This window comes from Streptomyces sp. NPDC004838, assembly GCF_053600955.1.
In genome coordinates this window covers 100755-120516 of record NZ_JBSGAW010000009.1, presented here as the reverse complement: position 1 = coordinate 120516, position 19762 = coordinate 100755, and the positions used below count along the sequence as shown (strand labels likewise).

Genomic DNA, 19762 nt, shown 5'->3' with positions numbered 1-19762 from the left:
GATGTACGAGTTTCATGGCTGGTTCGGCATCGCCGAATCTCCGGAGGAAGCGGACGCGGGATCCCTCGACGCGGGCATCGCGGAACTGCGGGCGCGGATCGCCGACATCGACTGGGCGACCGGGGAAGTCGCACTGAACATCCACAACGGCGAGTTCTTCCTCCTCGCCAACGGTCTGATGAACCGCCGCCGCGACGAGGCCGCAGAGCTGGACGCCCTCCTCCGCTACGTCGCCGCCCGCTTCCCCGGCTCCTGGGGCCTGCTCTACGAACGCTCACCCGACATGGACGAGCCACCGGGGCAGGGCGCATTCCGCGTCCGGGTGATGGCCAGGGGCGAGATCCACGTCCGGCTGGACCCGTTCCTGTCGCCCGTCCGGCCGACCATCGAGGACTGACAGCGAGGGCCCGGCGACGGTGAGGAAGTGACGTGGCTTCTCCACCGGGGCCGATCGAGGACTACGGCGCACCCTGAGCGACACCTCCCCGCGACCTCTGTACGCCCCGCTGTACCCCCGGCGGGCACCGGCCGACCTGGCCGCACACTCCAGCCGGCCGTCTGCACCGTCGCCTGGCCGGTGCGGCTCGCCTTTCGGCCCCGGAGCCGCCCGGACCGTCGGCCCGGCCAAGCGCGGTGACCGCTCCCCGGAGCGCCCCGCGTGTGCCCGCGGGCGACCTGGGGTACGCTCTACCGCCCGATTGGCCAGGCCCTCGCCCCGTATGGCAGACTACCGGGGTTGCTCGGTTGAGTGCCGATGCTGCGCGCCTCCCGCCGGGAGGACCGGAAGCGAGTCCCACAGTACTCGTCGCCCCATCTGCCGATTCAGGCAGCGCTGAGGCGGACGTACGGGAATCTTCCGGGAAGTGTCAGCGGGGTACCGACCAGGCACTCGGTGGGTGTCTTCCCCCGATGCGCGGCTCAGGCCCGCACCCCCTTGGTCGGGACATCCTTCGGGATTTCTCCGTAGAGGGTGTGCGACACGCCCGACCGCGTGGGTCGGAGAAGAACGCAGAGCCCGCCGAGTACCAGAGCGTTCAACACGAGACAGGACTACTGAGTAGCCATGGCGGGACAGAAGATCCGCATTCGGCTCAAGGCTTACGACCACGAGGTCATCGACTCTTCCGCGAAGAAGATCGTCGAGACGGTGACGCGCACTGGCGCGTCGGTCGCGGGCCCGGTGCCGCTGCCCACTGAGAAGAACGTGTACTGCGTCATCAAGTCGCCGCACAAGTACAAGGACTCGCGCGAGCACTTCGAGATGCGTACGCACAAGCGCCTGATCGACATCCTCGACCCGACGCCCAAGACCGTTGACTCGTTGATGCGCCTGGACCTTCCGGCCGGCGTCGACATCGAGATCAAGCTCTGAGAGGCGCGGAAGAGATGGCAAAGCAGATCAAGGGCGTCCTGGGCGAGAAGCTCGGCATGACCCAGGTCTGGGACGAGAACAACCGTGTCGTCCCGGTGACCGTCGTCAAGGCCGGGCCCTGTGTCGTCACCCAGGTCCGTACGAACGACTCCGACGGCTACGAGTCGGTCCAGATCGCCTTCGGCGAGATCGACCCTCGCAAGGTGAACAAGCCCCTCAAGGGTCACTTCGCCAAGGCCGACGTGACCCCCCGCCGCCACCTGGTGGAGCTCCGCACCTCCGACGCCGCCGAGTACACCCTCGGCCAGGAGATCACCGCCGACGTGTTCGAGTCCGGCGTCAAGGTCGACGTCACGGGCAAGAGCAAGGGCAAGGGCTTCGCCGGTGTCATGAAGCGTCACAACTTCAAGGGCCTCGGCGCCGGTCACGGCACCCAGCGCAAGCACCGCTCGCCCGGCTCCATCGGTGGCTGCGCCACCCCGGGCCGTGTGTTCAAGGGCCTCCGGATGGCTGGCCGTATGGGCAACGAGCGGGTCACCACCCAGAACCTGACCGTTCACGCCGTTGACGCGGAGAAGGGCCTGCTGCTCATCAAGGGCGCGGTTCCCGGACCCAACGGCGGCCTGGTCCTGGTCCGCACTGCGGCCAAGGGGGCCTGAGGACTATGAGCACCATTGACATTCTGTCGCCCGCGGGCGACAAGTCCGGGACCGTTGAGCTCCCGGCCGAGATCTTCGACGCGAAGGTCAGCATCCCGCTGATCCACCAGGTCGTCGTCGCGCAGCTGGCCGCCGCCCGTCAGGGCACGCACAAGGTCAAGCGGCGTGGCGAGGTCCGTGGTGGTGGCCGCAAGCCGTACCGCCAGAAGGGCACCGGCCGCGCCCGTCAGGGCTCGACCCGCGCTCCGCAGTTCGCCGGCGGTGGCGTCGTGCACGGTCCCCAGCCGCGTGACTACTCGCAGCGGACCCCGAAGAAGATGAAGGCCGCCGCCCTGCGCGGTGCCCTCACCGACCGGGCCCGCCACTCCCGTATCCACGTCGTGACCGGCGTGGTCGAGGGCGACATCTCCACCAAGGCCGCCAAGACGCTGTTCGGCAAGATCTCGGAGCGCAAGCACGTGCTCCTGGTCGTCGAGCGCTCCGACGAGGCCGCGTGGCTGTCCGCCCGCAACCTGCCCCAGGTGCACATCCTGGAGCCGGGCCAGCTGAACACGTACGACGTACTCGTCTCCGACGACGTGGTCTTCACCCAGGCCGCCTTCGAGTCCTTCGTGTCTGGCCCCGACAAGGCCGATGAGACCGAAGGGAGCGACGCCTGATGAGCGAGGCCGTCGTCACCAGCAAGACCTTCTCGGACCCGCGTGACCTTCTCGTCAAGCCGGTCGTTTCCGAGAAGAGCTATGCGCTGCTGGACGAGAACAAGTACACGTTCATCGTCGACCCGCGTGCCAACAAGACCCAGATCAAGCAGGCCGTCGAGGCGGTCTTCTCGGTCAAGGTCACCGGGGTCAACACGATCAACCGCCAGGGCAAGCGCAAGCGCACCCGCACCGGTTTCGGCAAGCGCGCCAACACCAAGCGCGCCATCGTGACCCTTGCCGAAGGCGACCGTATCGACATCTTCGGCGGCCCGACCTCCTGACGGAGGTCGAGTCGTTCTGAAGTCCGGATTATTCCGAGGACTGAGAGACAATGGGTATCCGCAAGTACAAGCCGACGACCCCGGGCCGTCGTGGCTCCAGCGTCGCCGACTTCGTCGAGATCACGCGGTCCACGCCGGAGAAGTCGCTGGTCCGCCCGCTGCACAGCAAGGGCGGCCGTAACAACACCGGTCGTGTGACCGTCCGTCACCAGGGCGGTGGCCACAAGCGTGCCTACCGTCTGATCGACTTCCGTCGCCACGACAAGGACGGCGTGCCGGCCAAGGTCGCTCACATCGAGTACGACCCCAACCGCACCGCGCGCATCGCGCTCCTGCACTACGCGGACGGCGAGAAGCGCTACATCATCGCGCCGCGTGGCCTGAACCAGGGCGACCGTGTCGAGAACGGCCCGGCCGCCGACATCAAGCCCGGCAACAACCTGGCGCTGCGCAACATCCCGGTCGGTACGACCATCCACGCCATCGAGCTGCGGCCCGGCGGCGGCGCGAAGTTCGCCCGCTCCGCGGGTGCCTCCGTGCAGCTGCTGGCGAAGGAGGGCTCCATGGCCCACCTCCGCATGCCGTCCGGCGAGATCCGGCTGGTCGACGTCCGCTGCCGCGCCACCATCGGCGAGGTCGGCAACGCCGAGCAGTCGAACATCAACTGGGGCAAGGCCGGCCGCATGCGCTGGAAGGGCGTCCGCCCGACCGTCCGCGGTGTCGCGATGAACCCGGTCGACCACCCGCACGGTGGTGGTGAGGGCAAGACCTCCGGTGGTCGCCACCCGGTCAGCCCGTGGGGTCAGAAGGAGGGTCGTACTCGCTCTCCCAAGAAGGCGAGCAGCAAGTACATCGTCCGCCGCCGCAAGACGAACAAGAAGCGCTAGGAGCGGGTTCAGATGCCGCGCAGTCTCAAGAAGGGGCCCTTCGTCGACGACCACCTGATCAAGAAGGTGGACGTACAGAACGAGGCAGGCACCAAGAACGTCATCAAGACCTGGTCCCGTCGCTCGATGATCGTCCCGGCCATGCTGGGCCACACGATCGCGGTGCACAACGGCAAGATCCATGTCCCGGTGTTCATCACCGAGTCGATGGTCGGCCACAAGCTCGGCGAGTTCTCGCCGACGCGCACCTTCCGAGGCCACGTCAAGGACGACCGGAAGTCGAAGCGCCGCTGATCGCGGGGTGTGAACGACTATGACGAACGTGTCAGACACTGAAGGGACAACCATGGAAGCCAGGGCCCAGGCGCGGTACATCCGCGTCACGCCCATGAAGGCCCGCCGCGTGGTGGACCTCATCCGTGGCATGGACGCCACGGAGGCTCAGGCGGTCCTGCGTTTCGCCCCGCAGGCCGCGAGCGTGCCGGTCGGCAAGGTGCTGGACAGCGCCATCGCCAACGCCGCGCACAACTACGACCACAGCGACGCCTCCACGCTGGTCATCAGCGAGGCGTACGTGGATGAGGGCCCGACCCTGAAGCGGTTCCGGCCGCGCGCCCAGGGCCGCGCCTACCGGATCCGTAAGCGGACCAGCCACATCACCGTGGTCGTCAGCAGCAAGGAAGGAACCCGGTAATGGGCCAGAAGGTTAACCCGCATGGGTTCCGGCTCGGCATCACCACGGACTTCAAGTCCCGCTGGTACGCCGACAAGCTGTACAAGGACTACGTCAAGGAAGACGTCGCCATCCGCAGGATGATGACGTCCGGCATGGAGCGCGCCGGCATCTCGAAGGTGGAGATCGAGCGCACCCGTGACCGTGTGCGGGTGGACATCCACACCGCGCGTCCCGGCATCGTCATCGGCCGCCGTGGCGCCGAGGCCGACCGCATCCGCGGCGACCTCGAGAAGCTCACGGGCAAGCAGGTCCAGCTGAACATCCTCGAGGTCAAGAACCCCGAGGTCGACGCTCAGCTCGTGGCCCAGGCCGTCGCCGAGCAGCTCTCCTCCCGCGTCTCCTTCCGCCGTGCCATGCGCAAGAGCATGCAGTCGGCGATGAAGGCGGGCGCCAAGGGCATCAAGATCCAGTGCGGTGGCCGTCTCGGCGGCGCCGAGATGTCCCGCTCGGAGTTCTACCGCGAGGGCCGGGTGCCGCTGCACACGCTCCGCGCGAACGTCGAGTACGGCTTCTTCGAGGCCAAGACCACCTTCGGCCGCATCGGCGTGAAGGTCTGGATCTACAAGGGCGACGTCAAGAACATCGCCGAGGTCCGTGCGGAGAACGCCGCCGCCCGTGCCGGCAACCGCCCGGCCCGTGGCGGCGCCGACCGCCCGGCCGGCCGTGGTGGCCGCGGTGGCGAGCGCGGTGGCCGCGGTGGCCGCAAGCCGCAGCAGGCCGCTCAGGGCAGTGGAGCGAGTGCCGAGGCCCCCAAGGCCGAGGCTTCCACCGCCGCTGCTCCGGCCGAGAGCACCGGAACGGAGGTCTGACCGACATGCTGATCCCCCGTAGGGTCAAGCACCGCAAGCAGCACCACCCCAAGCGCAGCGGTATGTCCAAGGGTGGTACGACGGTCGCGTTCGGCGAGTACGGCATTCAGGCCCTCACGCCGGCGTATGTGACCAACCGCCAGATCGAGGCGGCCCGTATCGCGATGACCCGCCACATCAAGCGTGGCGGCAAGGTCTGGATCAACATCTACCCGGACCGCCCGCTCACCAAGAAGCCCGCCGAGACCCGCATGGGTTCCGGTAAGGGTTCCCCGGAGTGGTGGATCGCGAACGTCAAGCCCGGTCGGGTGATGTTCGAGCTGTCCTACCCGAACGAGAAGATTGCTCGTGAGGCGCTCACCCGCGCTGCTCACAAGCTTCCGATGAAGTGCCGCATCGTTCGGCGCGAGGCAGGTGAGGCGTGATGTCGGCCGGAACCAAGGCGTCCGAACTGCGCGAGCTGGGCGGAGAGGAGCTTGTCGCCAAGCTCCGCGAGGCCAAGGAAGAGCTGTTCAACCTCCGCTTCCAGGCGGCGACGGGTCAGCTCGAGAACCACGGTCGGCTGAAGGCCGTCCGCAAGGACATCGCGCGGATCTACACCCTGATGCGCGAGCGCGAGCTGGGCATCGAAACGGTGGAGAGCGCCTGATGAGCGAGAGCAATGTGACAGAGAAGAACCAGCGCAACGCACGCAAGACCCGTGAGGGTCTGGTCGTCAGCGACAAGATGGACAAGACCGTCGTCGTCGCCGTCGAGAACCACGTCACGCACGCGCTGTACGGCAAGGTCATCCGCCGTACGAACAAGCTCAAGGCCCACGACGAGCAGAACGCCGCCGGCATCGGCGACCGCGTCCTCCTGATGGAGACCCGGAAGCTCTCCGCCAGCAAGCACTGGCGCGTCGTCGAGATCCTTGAGAAGGCCAAGTAATTCCTCCGGGAATTGCGAAGTTCCGAAAATCACCCGAGGGGTTTCCCTCAGGTCAGTTCCGCCAGGCTCCGGGGGCAGCGTCACGCGGCCCCCGGGGAACCGGCAGACAAACAGGAGATAAGACGTGATCCAGCAGGAGTCGCGGCTGCGCGTCGCCGACAACACTGGTGCCAAGGAGATCCTTTGCATCCGTGTTCTCGGTGGCTCGGGCCGCCGCTACGCGGGCATCGGTGACGTCATCGTCGCCACCGTCAAGGACGCGATCCCCGGTGGCAACGTGAAGAAGGGTGACGTCGTCAAGGCGGTCATCGTTCGCACCGTCAAGGAGCGCCGCCGCCAGGACGGCTCGTACATCCGCTTCGACGAGAACGCCGCCGTCATTCTGAAGAACGACGGCGACCCCCGCGGCACCCGTATCTTCGGCCCGGTCGGCCGTGAGCTGCGCGAGAAGAAGTTCATGAAGATCATCTCGCTCGCGCCGGAGGTGCTGTGACATGAAGATCAAGAAGGGTGATCTGGTACAGGTCATCACCGGCAAGGACAAGGGCAAGCAGGGCAAGGTCATTCAGGCTTTCCCCCGTGAGGACCGCGTCCTGGTCGAGGGTGTCAACCGGGTCAAGAAGCACACCAAGGCCGGCCAGACCGCTCGTGGTTCGCAGACCGGCGGGATCGTCACCACCGAGGCCCCCGTCCACGTGAGCAACGTTCAGCTCGTCGTGGAGAAGGACGGCAAGAAGGTCGTGACCCGCGTCGGTTACCGCTTCGACGACGAGGGCAACAAGATCCGCGTTGCCAAGCGGACGGGTGAGGACATCTGATGGCTACCACCACCACTCCGCGTCTCAAGACGAAGTACCGCGAGGAGATCAAGGGCAAGCTGCGTGAGGAGTTCTCGTACGAGAACGTCATGCAGGTTCCCGGCCTCGTCAAGATCGTGGTCAACATGGGTGTGGGCGACGCCGCCCGCGACTCCAAGCTGATCGAGGGCGCCATCAAGGACCTCATCACGATCACCGGCCAGAAGCCGGCCGTCACCAAGGCCCGTAAGTCCATCGCGCAGTTCAAGCTGCGTGAGGGCCAGCCGATCGGTGCGCACGTCACGCTCCGTGGCGACCGCATGTGGGAGTTCCTGGACCGCACCCTGTCGCTCGCGCTTCCGCGCATCCGCGACTTCCGCGGTCTGTCCCCCAAGCAGTTCGACGGCCGTGGCAACTACACCTTCGGTCTCACGGAGCAGGTCATGTTCCACGAGATCGACCAGGACAAGATCGACCGCGTCCGGGGTATGGACATCACCGTGGTGACCACGGCGACCAACGACGCTGAGGGCCGCGCGCTCCTTCGTCACCTCGGCTTCCCCTTCAAGGAGGCGTGAGCGAGATGGCGAAGAAGGCTCTCATTGCCAAGGCCGCCCGCAAGCCGAAGTTCGGTGTACGCGCGTACACCCGCTGCCAGCGCTGCGGCCGTCCCCACTCCGTGTACCGCAAGTTCGGCCTCTGCCGCGTCTGCCTCCGTGAGATGGCGCACCGTGGCGAGCTGCCGGGCGTGACCAAGAGCTCCTGGTAATTCCCTTCCAGGGAATTCCCGGAGTCTCTCGGTAAGCAAGGGGTTTGGCGGGAGTCCCACCCTCCATGGCATAGGCTTGGAGGGTTGGGCGCCCGTCGCCCTACCGACTTACTACGCCGTAGGTCCCCGTGCCGCACCCGTCCCGCCTCTGTGCGGGGAGAGGGATGGCGCATACAGGAAACCCCGGCGAGAGAGGCCGAAGGCCAACTCATGACCATGACTGATCCGATCGCGGACATGCTGACGCGTCTGCGTAACGCGAACTCTGCGTACCACGACGACGTGACCATGCCGCACAGCAAGATCAAGTCGCACATCGCGGAGATCCTCCAGCAGGAGGGCTTCATCACGGGCTGGAAGGTCGAGGACGCCGAGGTCGGCAAGAACCTCGTCCTGGAGCTCAAGTTCGGCCCGAACCGTGAGCGCTCCATCGCGGGCATCAAGCGGATCTCGAAGCCGGGTCTGCGTGTGTACGCGAAGTCCACCAACCTGCCCAAGGTTCTCGGCGGCCTCGGCGTGGCGATCATCTCCACGTCCCACGGCCTCCTGACCGGCCAGCAGGCACAGAAGAAGGGCGTGGGTGGGGAAGTCCTCGCCTACGTCTGGTAGTCGGGAACGGAGGAACAGCAATGTCGCGTATCGGCAAGCTCCCCATCCAGGTTCCCGCCGGTGTGGACGTCACCATCGACGGCCGCACGGTCGCGGTGAAGGGCCCCAAGGGCACCCTCACCCACACCGTCGCGTCGCCGATCGAGATCGGTAAGGGCGAGGACGGCGTTCTCAACGTCACCCGTCCGAACGACGAGCGTCAGAACAAGGCCCTCCACGGCCTGTCCCGCACGCTGGTGGCGAACATGATCACCGGTGTGACCCAGGGATACACCAAGGCGCTCGAAATCAGCGGTGTCGGTTACCGCGTCGCCGCGAAGGGCTCCAACCTGGAGTTCCAGCTCGGCTACAGCCACTCGATCACGGTGGAGGCCCCCGAGGGCATCACCTTCAAGGTCGAGTCGCCGACCAAGTTCTCGGTCGAGGGAATCGACAAGCAGAAGGTCGGCGAGGTCGCCGCTAACATCCGCAAGCTGCGCAAGCCCGACCCGTACAAGGCCAAGGGCGTCAAGTACGCGGGCGAGGTCATCCGCCGCAAGGTCGGAAAGGCGGGTAAGTAAGCCATGGCATACGGTGTGAAGATCGCCAAGGGCGACGCGTACAAGCGCGCCGCCATCAAGCGCCGCCACATCCGCGTCCGGAAGCGCATCTCCGGTTCTCCGGAGCGTCCGCGCCTGGTCGTGACGCGTTCCAACCGCCACATCGTGGCGCAGGTCATCGACGACATCGCGGGCCACACGCTCGCGTCGGCGTCGACCCTGGACACCTCGATCCGCGGTGGCGAGGGCGACAAGAGCGCCCAGGCCAAGCAGGTCGGCGCGCTCGTCGCCGAGCGTGCCAAGGCCGTCGGCGTCGAGGCCGTGGTGTTCGACCGCGGTGGCAACCAGTACGCCGGGCGGATTGCCGCTCTGGCTGACGCCGCCCGCGAAGCCGGGCTGAAGTTCTAAGCCCCGGTTCCGGAGCTAGCGGACGTAACAGAGAGAGGTAATTCCAATGGCTGGACCCCAGCGCCGCGGAGGCGGTGCCGGTGGCGGCGAGCGGCGGGACCGGAAGGGCCGTGACGGCGGAGCATCCGCCGCCGAGAAGACCGCGTACGTTGAGCGCGTCGTCGCGATCAACCGCGTCGCCAAGGTTGTGAAGGGTGGTCGTCGCTTCAGCTTCACCGCGCTGGTCGTGGTGGGCGACGGTGACGGCACCGTCGGTGTCGGTTACGGCAAGGCCAAGGAGGTGCCGGCCGCCATCGCCAAGGGTGTCGAGGAGGCCAAGAAGCACTTCTTCAAGGTCCCCCGTATCCAGGGCACCATCCCGCACCCCATCCAGGGTGAGAAGGCCGCGGGCGTCGTCCTGCTGAAGCCTGCTTCCCCCGGTACCGGTGTTATCGCCGGTGGCCCGGTGCGCGCCGTCCTGGAGTGCGCCGGCGTTCACGACATCCTGTCGAAGTCTCTCGGCTCCGACAACGCGATCAACATCGTGCACGCGACCGTGGAGGCCCTCAAGGGTCTCCAGCGTCCCGAGGAGATCGCGGCCCGCCGCGGTCTGCCCCTCGAGGACGTGGCCCCCGCGGCCCTGCTCCGTGCGCGTGCGGGAGCGGGTGCGTAATGGCCCGCCTCAAGATCACGCAGACGAAGTCGTACATCGGCAGCAAGCAGAACCACCGCGACACCCTGCGTTCGCTCGGGCTGAAGAAGCTCAACGACGTGGTTGTCAAGGAGGACCGTCCCGAGTTCCGCGGCATGGTGCACACCGTCCGCCACCTCGTCACGGTCGAGGAGGTCGACTAACCATGGCGGAGATCAAGCCGCTGAAGGTCCACAACCTCCGTCCTGCCCCGGGCGCCAAGACCGCCAAGACCCGTGTGGGTCGTGGTGAGGCGTCCAAGGGTAAGACCGCTGGTCGTGGCACCAAGGGCACCAAGGCCCGCTACCAGGTTCCGGAGCGCTTCGAGGGTGGGCAGATGCCCCTCCACATGCGTCTCCCGAAGCTCAAGGGCTTCAAGAACCCGTTCCGCACCGAGTACCAGGTCGTGAACCTGGACAAGCTGGCCGCGCTCTACCCCGAGGGTGGAGAGGTCACGGTGGCCGATCTGGTCGCCAAGGGCGCGGTGCGCAAGAACCATCTCGTCAAGGTCCTCGGACAGGGCGAGGTCTCCGTGGCGCTGCAGGTGACGGTCGACGCCGTCTCCGGCTCCGCCAAGGAGAAGATCGCCGCCGCCGGCGGCACCGTCACCGAACTCGTCTGATACGGGTTCAGTGGCTGAAGGCTGAGACAATCGACCGGGGATGCCTCTCATATGGGGCATCCCCGGTTGGTCGTTCCAAGGGTGGCACCGTCGCCGGTAAGGTGGCGTGCATTGCTCTGTACTACCCGTACGGCCCGCTCCCGGCAGGGGCCGCACGGCTTGCTGAATACCTATCCGTCGATCCTCAAGACCGTCACCTCTGACGCAGTAGCGCGGGGGTCGCAGGAGGCACCGTGCTCACCGCGTTCGCCCGAGCGTTCAAGACGCCCGACCTGCGCAAGAAGCTGCTCTTCACGCTCGCCATCATCGTGCTCTACCGCCTCGGGTCGCACATCCCGGTTCCGGGAATCGACTACGGGAATGTGCAGTTCTGCGTCGACCAGGCGTCGAAGAACAACAACAGCCTGTTCGGCCTCGTGAACATGTTCAGCGGTGGCGCGCTGCTGCAGATCACCATCTTCGCGCTCGGCATCATGCCGTACATCACCGCGAGCATCATCCTGCAGCTGCTGACCGTGGTCATCCCGCGGCTGGAGGCCCTCAAGAAGGAGGGTCAGTCCGGCACCGCGAAGATCACACAATACACCCGGTATCTGACGGTGGCCCTCGCCGTGCTCCAGGGGACCGGTCTGGTGGCGACGGCCCGGAGCGGCATGCTGTTCCAGGGCTGCTCGGTCGGCAATCAGATCGTGCCGGACCAGTCGATCTTCACGACCGTCGTCATGGTCCTCACGATGACCGCGGGCACCGCGGCCGTCATGTGGCTCGGTGAGCTGATCACCGACCGCGGTATCGGCAACGGCATGTCGATCCTGATGTTCATCTCGATCGCCGCGGGCTTCCCCGGCGCGCTGTGGGCGATCAAGGAGAGCGGAAAGCTCGCCAAGGGCTGGATCGAGTTCGGAACCGTCATCATCATCGGCTTCGTCATGGTGGCCCTGGTCGTCTTCGTCGAGCAGGCTCAGCGCCGTATTCCGGTGCAGTACGCGAAGCGCATGATCGGCCGGCGGTCGTACGGCGGCACCTCCACGTACATCCCCCTCAAGGTGAACCAGGCGGGTGTGATCCCTGTCATCTTCGCCTCGTCGCTGCTCTACATCCCGGCGCTGGTGGCGCAGTTCTCCACGGGCACCTCATCCTGGAAGACCTGGATCGAAAACCACCTGATCAAGGGCGATCACCCCTACTACATCGTCACCTACTTCCTCCTCATCGTCTTCTTCGCCTTCTTCTACGTGGCCATCTCGTTCAACCCCGAGGAAGTCGCGGACAACATGAAGAAGTATGGTGGCTTCATCCCGGGTATCCGGGCTGGTCGGCCCACTGCCGAGTATCTGAGCTATGTGCTCAACAGGATCACTTGGCCGGGCTCGCTGTACCTGGGTCTGATTGCTCTTGTTCCGACGATGGCGTTGGCGGGCTTCGGAGGCGCGAACCAGAACTTCCCGTTCGGCGGGACGAGCATCCTCATCATCGTGGGTGTGGGTCTGGAGACCGTGAAGCAGATCGAGAGCCAGCTCCAGCAGCGCAATTACGAAGGGTTCCTCCGCTGATGAGAATCGTCCTCGTCGGACCACCCGGTGCCGGCAAGGGAACGCAGGCCGCGTACCTTGCCGAGAACCTGTCGATCCCGCACATCTCTACGGGCGATCTCTTCCGTGCCAACATCAGCCAGGGCACCGAACTCGGTCGCCGGGCGAAGTCCTACATGGACGCGGGAGAGCTGGTGCCCGACGAGGTCACCATCGGCATGGCCAAGGACCGGATGGATCGGCCGGACGCCGCGAACGGCTTCCTGCTGGACGGCTTCCCGCGCAATGTCTCGCAGGCCGAGGCGCTTGACGCGATGCTGAAGTCCGAGGACATGACGCTGGACGCGGTGCTCGACCTGGAGGTCCCCGAGGACGAGGTCGTCAAGCGGATCGCGGGCCGCCGCATCTGCCGCAACGACTCGAGTCATGTGTTCCACATGACGTACTCGCCCCCGGCCGAAGCGGGTGTCTGCGACACCTGCGGCGGCGATCTGTACCAGCGCGACGACGACTCCGAGACCACCGTGCGCAAGCGCCTGGAGGTCTACCACACCCAGACCGAGCCGATCATCGACTACTACCGGGGTCAGGGCCTCGTGGTGACGATCTCCGCGCTCGGCCCGGTCACGGAAGTGACCCGGCGCGCGATGGACGCACTGAAGAATACTAGGACCGGCTGACCGGCTGACCGGGTTCGGCAGGGGTTCTTCACGGCCGCGGTGTCCCGAGGACATCGCGGCCGTCCTCGTGCGGCGGGCCCACCGGCCACCGGCCGATAATTGAACGGAACACGGCGGAGGCGACCACCTCCGCGCGATGCGGCGGTGCGGCCGCGCAGGAGGGCGGGCAAGGCCATGGTGCAGATCAAGACCCCGGAGCAGATCGCGAAGATGCGCGAGGCGGGACTGGTCGTCGCCGCGATCCACGCGGCGACCCGTGAGGCGGCCGTGCCCGGCGCCACCACCAAGGACCTGGACGAGGTCGCCCGCAAGGTGATCGCCGACCACGGGGCCACCTCGAACTTCCTCGGCTACGGCGGCTTCCCCGCCACCATCTGCACCTCGGTCAACGACGTCGTCGTCCACGGCATCCCGAGCGAGAAGACCGTCCTGCGGGACGGCGACATCATCTCCGTCGACGCGGGAGCGATCGTCGACGGCTGGCACGGCGACGCCGCGTACACCGTCTTCGTCGGCGAGGGGCACGCCCCGGAGCTGATCGAGCTGTCGCGGGTGACCGAGGAGTCCATGTGGGCCGGGATCGCCGCCATGAAGGCCGGCAGCCGGCTGGTGGACGTCTCCCGCGCCATCGAGAGCTACATCCGCCGCCAGCCGAAGCCGGGCGGCGGGCGCTACGGGATCATCGAGGAGTACGGCGGCCACGGCATCGGCACCGAGATGCACATGGACCCCCATCTGCTGAACTACGTCTCGCGCAAGCGCGGCAAGGGCCCGCGGCTGGTGTCCGGCTTCTGTCTGGCGATCGAGCCGATGGTCTCCCTCGGCACGCCGAAGACCAAGGTGCTGGAGGACGAGTGGACCGTCATCACCACCGACGGCACCTGGTCCTCGCACTGGGAGCATTCGGTCGCGCTCACCGACGAGGGCCCGCTGGTCCTCACCTCCCCGGACTGCGGCCGGGCCAAGCTCGCCGAACTGGGCGTCACGGCGGCCCCGGACCCGCTCGCCCGGCACTGAGCCCTCCGGCGGGGATCGGGGGCGTGTGGGGCTTCGGCCCCGCGGAACATTCCGTGCGTCCGGGCGATCCGCGCCCCGCATGCGCATAACGATCATCGCGAATGGGCAAACTTGCTGGATTCGTCTTTTGGGATGCCCTGTCGTAGACTGATGTGTCGGCTCTCGTGTATCCGTGTGCCCGTATTCGCGTGGCGCGCAGCGACGAGAGTCGATCAAGGTAGCCGATTCGAAGGGCGAAGCGTGGCCAAGAAGCAAGGTGCCATCGAAATCGAGGGCACCGTGATCGAGTCCCTCCCGAACGCCATGTTCAAGGTGGAGCTTCAGAACGGTCACAAGGTCCTCGCGCACATCTCCGGCAAGATGCGGATGCACTACATCCGTATCCTCCCGGACGACCGGGTCGTCGTGGAGCTGTCTCCGTACGACCTGACGCGTGGCCGGATCGTCTACCGCTACAAGTAGATCTTGTCCGCGTCCCGCCCGTTTCCCGGCGCGAGACGCTGACACTGACCCGGAGAACCTCACATCCCATGAAGGTCAAGCCGAGCGTCAAGAAGATCTGCGACAAGTGCAAGGTGATCCGCCGTCACGGCCGGGTCATGGTCATCTGCGACAACCTGCGCCACAAGCAGCGCCAGGGCTGACGCACGCCAACCTGCACCTCGCAGTTCTTCGCGCGACGCAAGCGATACGTACATACGCAGAGCCCGCCCAGCCCGCGAGGGCCGGCGACACCTCCGGCGGGGGCCGGGGACCTGGACGTACCACCGCCTCAACCGGGCGGTCGGCGGCCGGGAGCGGTTCTGCTGAAGACCCCCGAACACACAGGAGCCATTGAATGGCACGCGTTTCCGGTGTCGACATCCCGCGCGAAAAGCGCGTGGAGATCGCACTCACCTACGTCTTCGGTATCGGGCGCACCCGGTCCAAGGAGATCCTCGCCTCGACCGGCGTGAACCCCGACACCCGCGTTCGTGACCTGGCCGAAGAGGACCTGGTCAAGATCCGCGAGTACGTGGACGCCAACCTCCGCACCGAGGGTGACCTCCGGCGCGAGATCCAGGCCGACATCCGCCGCAAGGTCGAGATCGGCTGCTACCAGGGTCTGCGGCACCGTCGCGGTCTGCCCGTCCACGGCCAGCGCACCAGCACGAACGCCCGTACCCGCAAGGGCCCGCGTCGCGCCATCGCCGGTAAGAAGAAGCCGGGCAAGAAGTAGTCCTCAGCGGACTCCCCTCCGCGGTCTTCGCTGTAGGACCGACCACCTCCCCGTAGGAGATTTAGATGCCCCCCAAGGGTCGTCAGGGCGCTGCCAAGAAGGTGCGCCGCAAGGAAAAGAAGAACGTCGCTCACGGCCACGCGCACATCAAGAGCACGTTCAACAACACGATCGTCTCGATCACGGACCCCTCCGGCAACGTGATCTCCTGGGCCTCCGCCGGCCACGTCGGCTTCAAGGGCTCGCGCAAGTCCACCCCCTTCGCCGCGCAGATGGCCGCCGAGTCGGCCGCCCGCCGCGCGCAGGAGCACGGCATGCGCAAGGTCGACGTCTTCGTCAAGGGTCCCGGCTCCGGCCGTGAGACCGCGATCCGCTCCCTCCAGGCCACCGGCCTCGAGGTCGGCTCGATCCAGGACGTCACCCCCACGCCGCACAACGGCTGCCGTCCCCCCAAGCGCCGCCGCGTCTGACGTCGCGCGTCGCTGGAACCGGGCGTCCGGGCGGTACGGCTCCTTCGGGACGTGCCGCCCGTACCCTTGTAAGACACCTGTCGGGCGTCAAATAGCGGGCGCCCCCGACTGAAGGATTTCTCGCATGCTGATCGCTCAGCGTCCGTCGCTGACCGAAGAGGTAGTCGACGAGTACCGTTCCCGGTTCGTCATCGAGCCGCTGGAGCCGGGCTTCGGCTACACCCTCGGCAACTCCCTCCGCCGTACGCTCCTCTCCTCGATTCCGGGTGCGGCGGTCACGTCCATCCGCGTCGACGGCGTTCTGCACGAGTTCACCACCGTGCCGGGCGTCAAGGAGGACGTCACCGACCTCATCCTCAACATCAAGCAGCTGGTCGTCTCCTCGGAGCACGACGAGCCGGTCGTGATGTACCTGCGCAAGCAGGGACCGGGTCTGGTCACCGCCGCCGACATCGCGCCCCCGGCCGGTGTCGAGGTCCACAACCCCGACCTCGTCCTCGCCACGCTCAACGGCAAGGGCAAGCTGGAGATGGAGCTGACCGTCGAGCGCGGTCGCGGCTATGTCTCCGCCGTGCAGAACAAGCAGGTGGGCCAGGAGATCGGCCGGATCCCGGTCGACTCCATCTACTCGCCGGTGCTCAAGGTCACGTACAAGGTCGAGGCGACCCGAGTCGAGCAGCGCACCGACTTCGACAAGCTGATCGTCGACGTCGAGACCAAGCAGGCGATGCGTCCCCGTGACGCCATGGCCTCCGCCGGAAAGACCCTGGTCGAGCTGTTCGGTCTCGCGCGCGAGCTGAACATCGACGCCGAGGGCATCGACATGGGCCCGTCCCCGACGGACGCCGCGCTCGCCGCGGATCTGGCTCTGCCGATCGAGGAGCTGGAACTCACCGTCCGCTCCTACAACTGCCTCAAGCGCGAGGGCATCCACTCCGTGGGCGAGCTGGTCGCCCGCTCCGAGGCGGACCTGCTCGACATCCGCAACTTCGGCGCGAAGTCGATCGACGAGGTCAAGGCGAAGCTGGCCGGCATGGGCCTGGCCCTCAAGGACAGCCCGCCCGGATTCGACCCGACCGCCGCGGCGGACGCGTTCGGCGCGGACGACGACGCGGACGCGGGTTTCGTGGAGACCGAGCAGTACTAGGTCGTTTCTGGTGGATCAGGCTGGATCAGTGAGCGGGGTCTGGTGCCGTGCATCGCAAGGCGGAGGAGGGAATCCATGCGGAGCATAGGTGACCGACGACAACGCAGCGAGGCGCGGTGCCAGGGCACGCGAGCCCAGCAAGATCCGCCAGAAGCGGCCTAGTCGCCTCCGGCGGGGCAGGCGGGGTTCGTCCCGGTGCTCCGCCCCTGGGGTGAGGCTCGTCCTCGAACGCCGGACGGGCTGGAACGCGGGGGGCGCGGTCGGGGAAGCGAGCCCGGCCAAGGCCCGAGCGCTGCCGTTCCGGGCTGTCCCGCGTACGCGGGACGGGCTCGGTGCGGCCGAGGCTCTCGCCTCGGATGCCGGGCGGGCTCGATGCCGTCGGGCTGAAGACTTCCTCCGGGCAGCCGTCCGGGGGGAACTGACATCGGTACCTGATACGGCCGGTGCAGCACACAAGGAGAAACACCATGCCGAAGCCCACCAAGGGCGCCCGTCTGGGCGGCAGTGCCGCGCACGAGCGTCTGCTTCTCGCGAACCTCGCGAAGCAGCTGTTCGAGCACGGCCGGATCAGGACGACCGAGGCCAAGGCGCGCCGTCTGCGTCCGGTCGCCGAGCGACTGATCACCAAGGCGAAGAAGGGCGACATCCACAACCGTCGTCTGGTTCTTCAGACGATCACGGACAAGGGGATCGTCCACACCCTGTTCACCGAGATCGCGCCGCGGTACGCCGAGCGTCCGGGTGGCTACACCCGTATCACCAAGATCGGCAACCGCCGTGGTGACAACGCCCGGATGGCCGTGATCGAGCTGGTCGAGGGCGAGATCGCCAAGAAGGCGACCGTCGCCGAGGCCGAGGCCGCGACCAAGCGCGCGGTCAAGGAGGACGCCCTCAAGAAGGACGCGCCCGTCGAGGACGCGAGCCCTGTCGAGGACGCGCCTGTCGAGGACAAGGCTGTTTCGGACGCCAAGCCGGCCGACGCGGCCGCCGAGGAGTCCAAGGACGCCTGAGTCCAAGGCTCTGGAACGGGTCCGGTCCCCTCGGGGAGCGGACCCGTTCCGCTGTTCGCCGAGTAAGGATCTGACGCGTGAGCGACGACAGTGACGACATCGAGTCCCCTCCCGTACGGCTGAGGCTGGACCTCTCGTACGACGGCAAGGACTTCTCCGGCTGGGCCAGACAGGCCGGGGGACGGCGCACCGTCCAGGGCGAGATCGAGGACGCCCTCCGTACGGTGACGAGGTCCTCGCGGACGTATGAGCTGACCGTCGCCGGGCGCACCGACGCGGGGGTGCACGCGCGGGGACAGGTGGCGCATGTGGATCTGCCCGCCGAGGTCTGGGCCGAGCACCGGGAGAAGCTGCTGAAGCGGCTCGCCGGGCGGCTCTCGCGGGATGTGCGGATCTGGCGGGTGGCCGAGGCCCCCGAGGGCTTCGACGCCCGGTTCTCGGCGATCTGGCGGCGGTACGCGTACCGGGTCACCGACAGCCCCGGCGGAGTCGATCCGCTGCTGCGCGGGCATGTGCTCTGGCACGACTGGCCGCTGGACGTGGACGCGATGAACGAGGCCGCGCGGCGGCTGGTGGGGGAGCACGACTTCGCCGCGTACTGCAGGAAGCGCGAGGGCGCGACGACCATCCGTACGCTTCAGCGGCTGTCCTGGGAGCGGGATCCGAGCGGGGTCGTCACCGCGACCGTCCGAGCGGACGCCTTCTGCCACAACATGGTGCGGTCGCTGGTGGGCGCGCTGCTGTTCGTGGGGGACGGGCACCGGCCGGTGGAGTGGCCCGCGAAGGTGCTGGCGGCGGGCGTACGGGACTCGGCGGTCCATGTCGTACGGCCGCACGGACTCACGCTGGAGGAAGTCGGCTATCCCGCCGACGAGTTGCTGGCGGCCCGGAGCCGGGAGGCCCGCAACAGGCGTTCGCTGCCCGTGGTCTCAGCCGACGGGGGCGGTGGCTGCTGCTGACGCCTGGGCCTCGCCGCGCCGCACGATCTGGCGGAAGGCGAACTCCGCGATGTCGTCGCCGACCTGGAACGCCTTGGTGTCCTTCGTGGTGACGGACTTGGCCGTGGTGTAGCCGGTGGCGGTGAAGTAGGCGTAGCGGCCGTAGGAGTTGGCGGTGAATCGGCAGACCCGGCCGCCCTTGCAGAACGAGGCGATGCCCGCGCCCGGCAGAGGGGCGATGTTCCGGGTGGTCCCGGTGGACTTCTTGGCCTCGGCCTCGGTGCCGAAGACGGCGACGCCGATGGTGACCGCGATGCCGTCCCTGCTGTAGGTGGCGCGGAAGACCTGGTCGCAGCCGTTGTTCTCCAGGACCGCGCTGAGCCCCGCCTGGGCGGCCGATGAGCAGGTGCCGGTGCGGGCGGTCGCGCCCTTCGTGTACTTCCGGTCGTCGAGGGTGAGGTTCCCGCCGGGGAAGAGGGTGTCGATGGTGAGGGGGGCCTTGTCCTTCTTCTCGTCGGAGACGAAGTCCTTGGGGACCGGCGCGGGAAGCGGCGCGACCGAGGAGAACGACGGCTCGGGCTCGCCGGTGCCGCCGGGCTGGTTCGGCGGGCCGGGCAGCTCGTTCGAGGCGCTCTGGGAGGCCCGGTTCCCGCCGCCGTCGTTGGAGGAGAGGATCGCGAATGCCACGATGGTGGCGATCGCGGCGGTGGCGAGCACGCCGCCGCCCAGCATCAGCCACCGTTTGCGGCGGGCGCGGGAGGCGGAGGCGTCGGCCAGGGCGGCCCAGTCGGGGGTGTCGCCCGAGGCGGCGGCGCGCGTGCCGAAGGGATCCCAGTCCTGGTCTGGCCGGCGGGAGTTGTACGGTTCCTGGCGGTACCCGTAGGGATCCCGGTTCTGTCCGTCACCGGACCCCCACTGAGGTCCCCCCTGCCCAAAGCTCATGCCGCGCATCCTAAACCG

33 protein-coding genes are annotated in these 19762 nt (G+C 67.3%); 32 read left to right on the top strand and 1 reads right to left on the bottom strand.

What is annotated here, in order from left to right; translation table 11 throughout:
• Position 1: 1 nt before the first annotated feature.
• The 32 genes from ACWEFL_RS13020 (at position 2) to truA (ending at position 18823) form a co-directional block, all read left to right on the top strand.
• The gene (locus ACWEFL_RS13020) at positions 2-397 is read left to right on the top strand and encodes an Imm7 family immunity protein (RefSeq protein ID WP_451711026.1); all 396 of its coding nucleotides are present in this window, start codon (positions 2-4) and stop codon (positions 395-397) included.
• A gap of 666 nt (positions 398-1063) precedes the next feature.
• Complete coding sequence (gene rpsJ / locus ACWEFL_RS13015) at positions 1064-1372, top strand: 30S ribosomal protein S10 (RefSeq protein WP_003948644.1); 309 nt, start codon at positions 1064-1066, stop codon at positions 1370-1372.
• Positions 1373-1386: 14 nt separating this feature from the next.
• Positions 1387-2031 (top strand): 50S ribosomal protein L3, encoded by a 645-nt coding sequence (gene rplC / locus ACWEFL_RS13010; RefSeq protein ID WP_451711024.1) that lies wholly within the window; start codon positions 1387-1389, stop codon positions 2029-2031.
• Between the two features lie 5 nt (positions 2032-2036).
• Positions 2037-2690: a 50S ribosomal protein L4 gene (gene rplD / locus ACWEFL_RS13005; protein WP_451711022.1), complete on the top strand. Its 654-nt coding sequence runs from the start codon at positions 2037-2039 to the stop codon at positions 2688-2690.
• Positions 2690-3013, top strand: a complete 324-nt coding sequence (gene rplW, locus ACWEFL_RS13000) for a 50S ribosomal protein L23 (protein WP_451711020.1) — start codon at positions 2690-2692, stop codon at positions 3011-3013. The genes rplD and rplW overlap by 1 nt, the downstream gene beginning before the upstream one ends.
• Positions 3014-3063: 50 nt before the next feature.
• Positions 3064-3900 carry a 50S ribosomal protein L2 gene (gene rplB / locus ACWEFL_RS12995; protein WP_451711018.1) on the top strand — a complete coding sequence of 279 codons (837 nt, stop codon included), beginning with the start codon at positions 3064-3066 and terminating at the stop codon, positions 3898-3900.
• Positions 3901-3912: 12 nt separating this feature from the next.
• Entirely contained in the window at positions 3913-4194 is a 282-nt protein-coding gene (rpsS, locus tag ACWEFL_RS12990) for a 30S ribosomal protein S19 (RefSeq protein WP_030742199.1), read from the top strand.
• Positions 4195-4246: 52 nt separating this feature from the next.
• Positions 4247-4594, top strand: a complete 348-nt coding sequence (rplV, locus tag ACWEFL_RS12985) for a 50S ribosomal protein L22 (protein ID WP_358876482.1) — start codon at positions 4247-4249, stop codon at positions 4592-4594.
• Positions 4594-5445: a 30S ribosomal protein S3 gene (gene rpsC, locus ACWEFL_RS12980; protein ID WP_451711015.1), complete on the top strand. Its 852-nt coding sequence runs from the start codon at positions 4594-4596 to the stop codon at positions 5443-5445. Before rplV ends, rpsC begins: the two co-directional genes overlap by 1 nt.
• Before the next feature lie 5 nt (positions 5446-5450).
• Positions 5451-5870 (top strand): 50S ribosomal protein L16, encoded by a 420-nt coding sequence (gene rplP, locus ACWEFL_RS12975; protein WP_006347227.1) that lies wholly within the window; start codon positions 5451-5453, stop codon positions 5868-5870.
• Entirely contained in the window at positions 5870-6094 is a 225-nt protein-coding gene (rpmC, locus tag ACWEFL_RS12970) for a 50S ribosomal protein L29 (protein ID WP_451711012.1), read from the top strand. Before rplP ends, rpmC begins: the two co-directional genes overlap by 1 nt.
• Positions 6094-6375, top strand: coding sequence for a 30S ribosomal protein S17 (rpsQ, locus tag ACWEFL_RS12965; protein WP_451711010.1), 282 nt, complete (start codon positions 6094-6096; stop codon positions 6373-6375). The genes rpmC and rpsQ overlap by 1 nt, the downstream gene beginning before the upstream one ends.
• A gap of 124 nt (positions 6376-6499) precedes the next feature.
• Positions 6500-6868 (top strand): 50S ribosomal protein L14, encoded by a 369-nt coding sequence (gene rplN / locus ACWEFL_RS12960; RefSeq protein WP_003956455.1) that lies wholly within the window; start codon positions 6500-6502, stop codon positions 6866-6868.
• Position 6869: 1 nt separating this feature from the next.
• Positions 6870-7193, top strand: a complete 324-nt coding sequence (gene rplX / locus ACWEFL_RS12955; RefSeq protein ID WP_451711008.1) for a 50S ribosomal protein L24 — start codon at positions 6870-6872, stop codon at positions 7191-7193.
• Complete coding sequence (rplE, locus tag ACWEFL_RS12950) at positions 7193-7750, top strand: 50S ribosomal protein L5 (RefSeq protein ID WP_451711006.1); 558 nt, start codon at positions 7193-7195, stop codon at positions 7748-7750. The genes rplX and rplE overlap by 1 nt, the downstream gene beginning before the upstream one ends.
• A gap of 5 nt (positions 7751-7755) precedes the next feature.
• Positions 7756-7941 (top strand): type Z 30S ribosomal protein S14, encoded by a 186-nt coding sequence (locus ACWEFL_RS12945; protein WP_003956452.1) that lies wholly within the window; start codon positions 7756-7758, stop codon positions 7939-7941.
• Between the two features lie 210 nt (positions 7942-8151).
• Positions 8152-8550 (top strand): 30S ribosomal protein S8, encoded by a 399-nt coding sequence (gene rpsH / locus ACWEFL_RS12940; RefSeq protein ID WP_018550614.1) that lies wholly within the window; start codon positions 8152-8154, stop codon positions 8548-8550.
• A gap of 20 nt (positions 8551-8570) precedes the next feature.
• A complete protein-coding gene (rplF, locus tag ACWEFL_RS12935) occupies positions 8571-9110 on the top strand; it encodes a 50S ribosomal protein L6 (protein ID WP_451711004.1) in 540 nt (179 codons plus the stop codon).
• Positions 9111-9113: 3 nt separating this feature from the next.
• Positions 9114-9497, top strand: coding sequence for a 50S ribosomal protein L18 (rplR, locus tag ACWEFL_RS12930; protein ID WP_451711002.1), 384 nt, complete (start codon positions 9114-9116; stop codon positions 9495-9497).
• Positions 9498-9543: 46 nt separating this feature from the next.
• Positions 9544-10149 (top strand): 30S ribosomal protein S5, encoded by a 606-nt coding sequence (rpsE, locus tag ACWEFL_RS12925; RefSeq protein WP_451711000.1) that lies wholly within the window; start codon positions 9544-9546, stop codon positions 10147-10149.
• Positions 10149-10331, top strand: a complete 183-nt coding sequence (gene rpmD / locus ACWEFL_RS12920; RefSeq protein ID WP_006347219.1) for a 50S ribosomal protein L30 — start codon at positions 10149-10151, stop codon at positions 10329-10331. The genes rpsE and rpmD overlap by 1 nt, the downstream gene beginning before the upstream one ends.
• A gap of 2 nt (positions 10332-10333) precedes the next feature.
• The gene (gene rplO / locus ACWEFL_RS12915) at positions 10334-10789 is read left to right on the top strand and encodes a 50S ribosomal protein L15 (protein ID WP_451710998.1); all 456 of its coding nucleotides are present in this window, start codon (positions 10334-10336) and stop codon (positions 10787-10789) included.
• 233 nt (positions 10790-11022) lie between these two features.
• Positions 11023-12342 carry a preprotein translocase subunit SecY gene (secY, locus tag ACWEFL_RS12910; RefSeq protein WP_451710996.1) on the top strand — a complete coding sequence of 440 codons (1320 nt, stop codon included), beginning with the start codon at positions 11023-11025 and terminating at the stop codon, positions 12340-12342.
• The gene (locus ACWEFL_RS12905) at positions 12342-13001 is read left to right on the top strand and encodes an adenylate kinase (RefSeq protein ID WP_451710994.1); all 660 of its coding nucleotides are present in this window, start codon (positions 12342-12344) and stop codon (positions 12999-13001) included. The genes secY and ACWEFL_RS12905 overlap by 1 nt, the downstream gene beginning before the upstream one ends.
• Positions 13002-13175: 174 nt before the next feature.
• Positions 13176-14018, top strand: coding sequence for a type I methionyl aminopeptidase (gene map, locus ACWEFL_RS12900; RefSeq protein ID WP_451710993.1), 843 nt, complete (start codon positions 13176-13178; stop codon positions 14016-14018).
• Positions 14019-14258: 240 nt separating this feature from the next.
• Entirely contained in the window at positions 14259-14480 is a 222-nt protein-coding gene (gene infA, locus ACWEFL_RS12895; protein ID WP_003956442.1) for a translation initiation factor IF-1, read from the top strand.
• A 68-nt stretch (positions 14481-14548) separates the two neighbouring features.
• Positions 14549-14662, top strand: a complete 114-nt coding sequence (gene rpmJ, locus ACWEFL_RS12890; protein ID WP_003956441.1) for a 50S ribosomal protein L36 — start codon at positions 14549-14551, stop codon at positions 14660-14662.
• A 194-nt stretch (positions 14663-14856) separates the two neighbouring features.
• Positions 14857-15237 (top strand): 30S ribosomal protein S13, encoded by a 381-nt coding sequence (gene rpsM / locus ACWEFL_RS12885; RefSeq protein ID WP_389266408.1) that lies wholly within the window; start codon positions 14857-14859, stop codon positions 15235-15237.
• Positions 15238-15302: 65 nt separating this feature from the next.
• Positions 15303-15707 carry a 30S ribosomal protein S11 gene (gene rpsK / locus ACWEFL_RS12880; protein ID WP_003956432.1) on the top strand — a complete coding sequence of 135 codons (405 nt, stop codon included), beginning with the start codon at positions 15303-15305 and terminating at the stop codon, positions 15705-15707.
• A 124-nt stretch (positions 15708-15831) separates the two neighbouring features.
• Positions 15832-16854: a DNA-directed RNA polymerase subunit alpha gene (locus ACWEFL_RS12875; protein ID WP_146481858.1), complete on the top strand. Its 1023-nt coding sequence runs from the start codon at positions 15832-15834 to the stop codon at positions 16852-16854.
• A 467-nt stretch (positions 16855-17321) separates the two neighbouring features.
• Entirely contained in the window at positions 17322-17864 is a 543-nt protein-coding gene (gene rplQ, locus ACWEFL_RS12870) for a 50S ribosomal protein L17 (protein WP_451710991.1), read from the top strand.
• Between the two features lie 77 nt (positions 17865-17941).
• Positions 17942-18823, top strand: a complete 882-nt coding sequence (truA, locus tag ACWEFL_RS12865; protein ID WP_451710990.1) for a tRNA pseudouridine(38-40) synthase TruA — start codon at positions 17942-17944, stop codon at positions 18821-18823.
• On the opposite strand, the gene ACWEFL_RS12860 is transcribed toward truA, so the two are convergent.
• A complete protein-coding gene (locus ACWEFL_RS12860; RefSeq protein ID WP_451710988.1) occupies positions 18794-19744 on the bottom strand; it encodes a hypothetical protein in 951 nt (316 codons plus the stop codon). The genes truA and ACWEFL_RS12860 overlap by 30 nt on opposite strands.
• Between the last annotated feature and the right edge of the window lie 18 nt (positions 19745-19762).

Bases quoted from the DNA above. Each gene is read 5' to 3' on its own strand.
- rpmJ (WP_003956441.1), top strand. From the start codon at position 14,549: ATGAAGGTCAAGCCGAGCGTCAAGAAGATCTGCGACAAGTGCAAGGTG.
- rplC (WP_451711024.1), top strand. From the start codon at position 1,387: ATGGCAAAGCAGATCAAGGGCGTCCTGGGCGAGAAGCTCGGCATGACC.
- rplX (WP_451711008.1), top strand. From the start codon at position 6,870: ATGAAGATCAAGAAGGGTGATCTGGTACAGGTCATCACCGGCAAGGAC.
- rpsS (WP_030742199.1), top strand. From the start codon at position 3,913: ATGCCGCGCAGTCTCAAGAAGGGGCCCTTCGTCGACGACCACCTGATC.
- ACWEFL_RS12905 (WP_451710994.1), top strand. From the start codon at position 12,342: ATGAGAATCGTCCTCGTCGGACCACCCGGTGCCGGCAAGGGAACGCAG.
- rplE (WP_451711006.1), top strand. From the start codon at position 7,193: ATGGCTACCACCACCACTCCGCGTCTCAAGACGAAGTACCGCGAGGAG.
- ACWEFL_RS12875 (WP_146481858.1), top strand. From the start codon at position 15,832: ATGCTGATCGCTCAGCGTCCGTCGCTGACCGAAGAGGTAGTCGACGAG.
- rplB (WP_451711018.1), top strand. From the start codon at position 3,064: ATGGGTATCCGCAAGTACAAGCCGACGACCCCGGGCCGTCGTGGCTCC.
- ACWEFL_RS13020 (WP_451711026.1), top strand. From the start codon at position 2: ATGTACGAGTTTCATGGCTGGTTCGGCATCGCCGAATCTCCGGAGGAA.
- rplO (WP_451710998.1), top strand. From the start codon at position 10,334: ATGGCGGAGATCAAGCCGCTGAAGGTCCACAACCTCCGTCCTGCCCCG.
- rplV (WP_358876482.1), top strand. From the start codon at position 4,247: ATGGAAGCCAGGGCCCAGGCGCGGTACATCCGCGTCACGCCCATGAAG.
- rplQ (WP_451710991.1), top strand. From the start codon at position 17,322: ATGCCGAAGCCCACCAAGGGCGCCCGTCTGGGCGGCAGTGCCGCGCAC.
- rplR (WP_451711002.1), top strand. From the start codon at position 9,114: ATGGCATACGGTGTGAAGATCGCCAAGGGCGACGCGTACAAGCGCGCC.
- ACWEFL_RS12945 (WP_003956452.1), top strand. From the start codon at position 7,756: ATGGCGAAGAAGGCTCTCATTGCCAAGGCCGCCCGCAAGCCGAAGTTC.
- rpsH (WP_018550614.1), top strand. From the start codon at position 8,152: ATGACCATGACTGATCCGATCGCGGACATGCTGACGCGTCTGCGTAAC.
- rpsQ (WP_451711010.1), top strand. From the start codon at position 6,094: ATGAGCGAGAGCAATGTGACAGAGAAGAACCAGCGCAACGCACGCAAG.
- rpsK (WP_003956432.1), top strand. From the start codon at position 15,303: ATGCCCCCCAAGGGTCGTCAGGGCGCTGCCAAGAAGGTGCGCCGCAAG.
- rpsC (WP_451711015.1), top strand. From the start codon at position 4,594: ATGGGCCAGAAGGTTAACCCGCATGGGTTCCGGCTCGGCATCACCACG.
- rplF (WP_451711004.1), top strand. From the start codon at position 8,571: ATGTCGCGTATCGGCAAGCTCCCCATCCAGGTTCCCGCCGGTGTGGAC.
- ACWEFL_RS12860 (WP_451710988.1), bottom strand. From the start codon at position 19,744: ATGAGCTTTGGGCAGGGGGGACCTCAGTGGGGGTCCGGTGACGGACAG.
- rpmC (WP_451711012.1), top strand. From the start codon at position 5,870: ATGTCGGCCGGAACCAAGGCGTCCGAACTGCGCGAGCTGGGCGGAGAG.
- rpsJ (WP_003948644.1), top strand. From the start codon at position 1,064: ATGGCGGGACAGAAGATCCGCATTCGGCTCAAGGCTTACGACCACGAG.
- rplP (WP_006347227.1), top strand. From the start codon at position 5,451: ATGCTGATCCCCCGTAGGGTCAAGCACCGCAAGCAGCACCACCCCAAG.
- map (WP_451710993.1), top strand. From the start codon at position 13,176: ATGGTGCAGATCAAGACCCCGGAGCAGATCGCGAAGATGCGCGAGGCG.
- rpsM (WP_389266408.1), top strand. From the start codon at position 14,857: ATGGCACGCGTTTCCGGTGTCGACATCCCGCGCGAAAAGCGCGTGGAG.
- rplD (WP_451711022.1), top strand. From the start codon at position 2,037: ATGAGCACCATTGACATTCTGTCGCCCGCGGGCGACAAGTCCGGGACC.
- rplW (WP_451711020.1), top strand. From the start codon at position 2,690: ATGAGCGAGGCCGTCGTCACCAGCAAGACCTTCTCGGACCCGCGTGAC.
- rpmD (WP_006347219.1), top strand. From the start codon at position 10,149: ATGGCCCGCCTCAAGATCACGCAGACGAAGTCGTACATCGGCAGCAAG.
- rpsE (WP_451711000.1), top strand. From the start codon at position 9,544: ATGGCTGGACCCCAGCGCCGCGGAGGCGGTGCCGGTGGCGGCGAGCGG.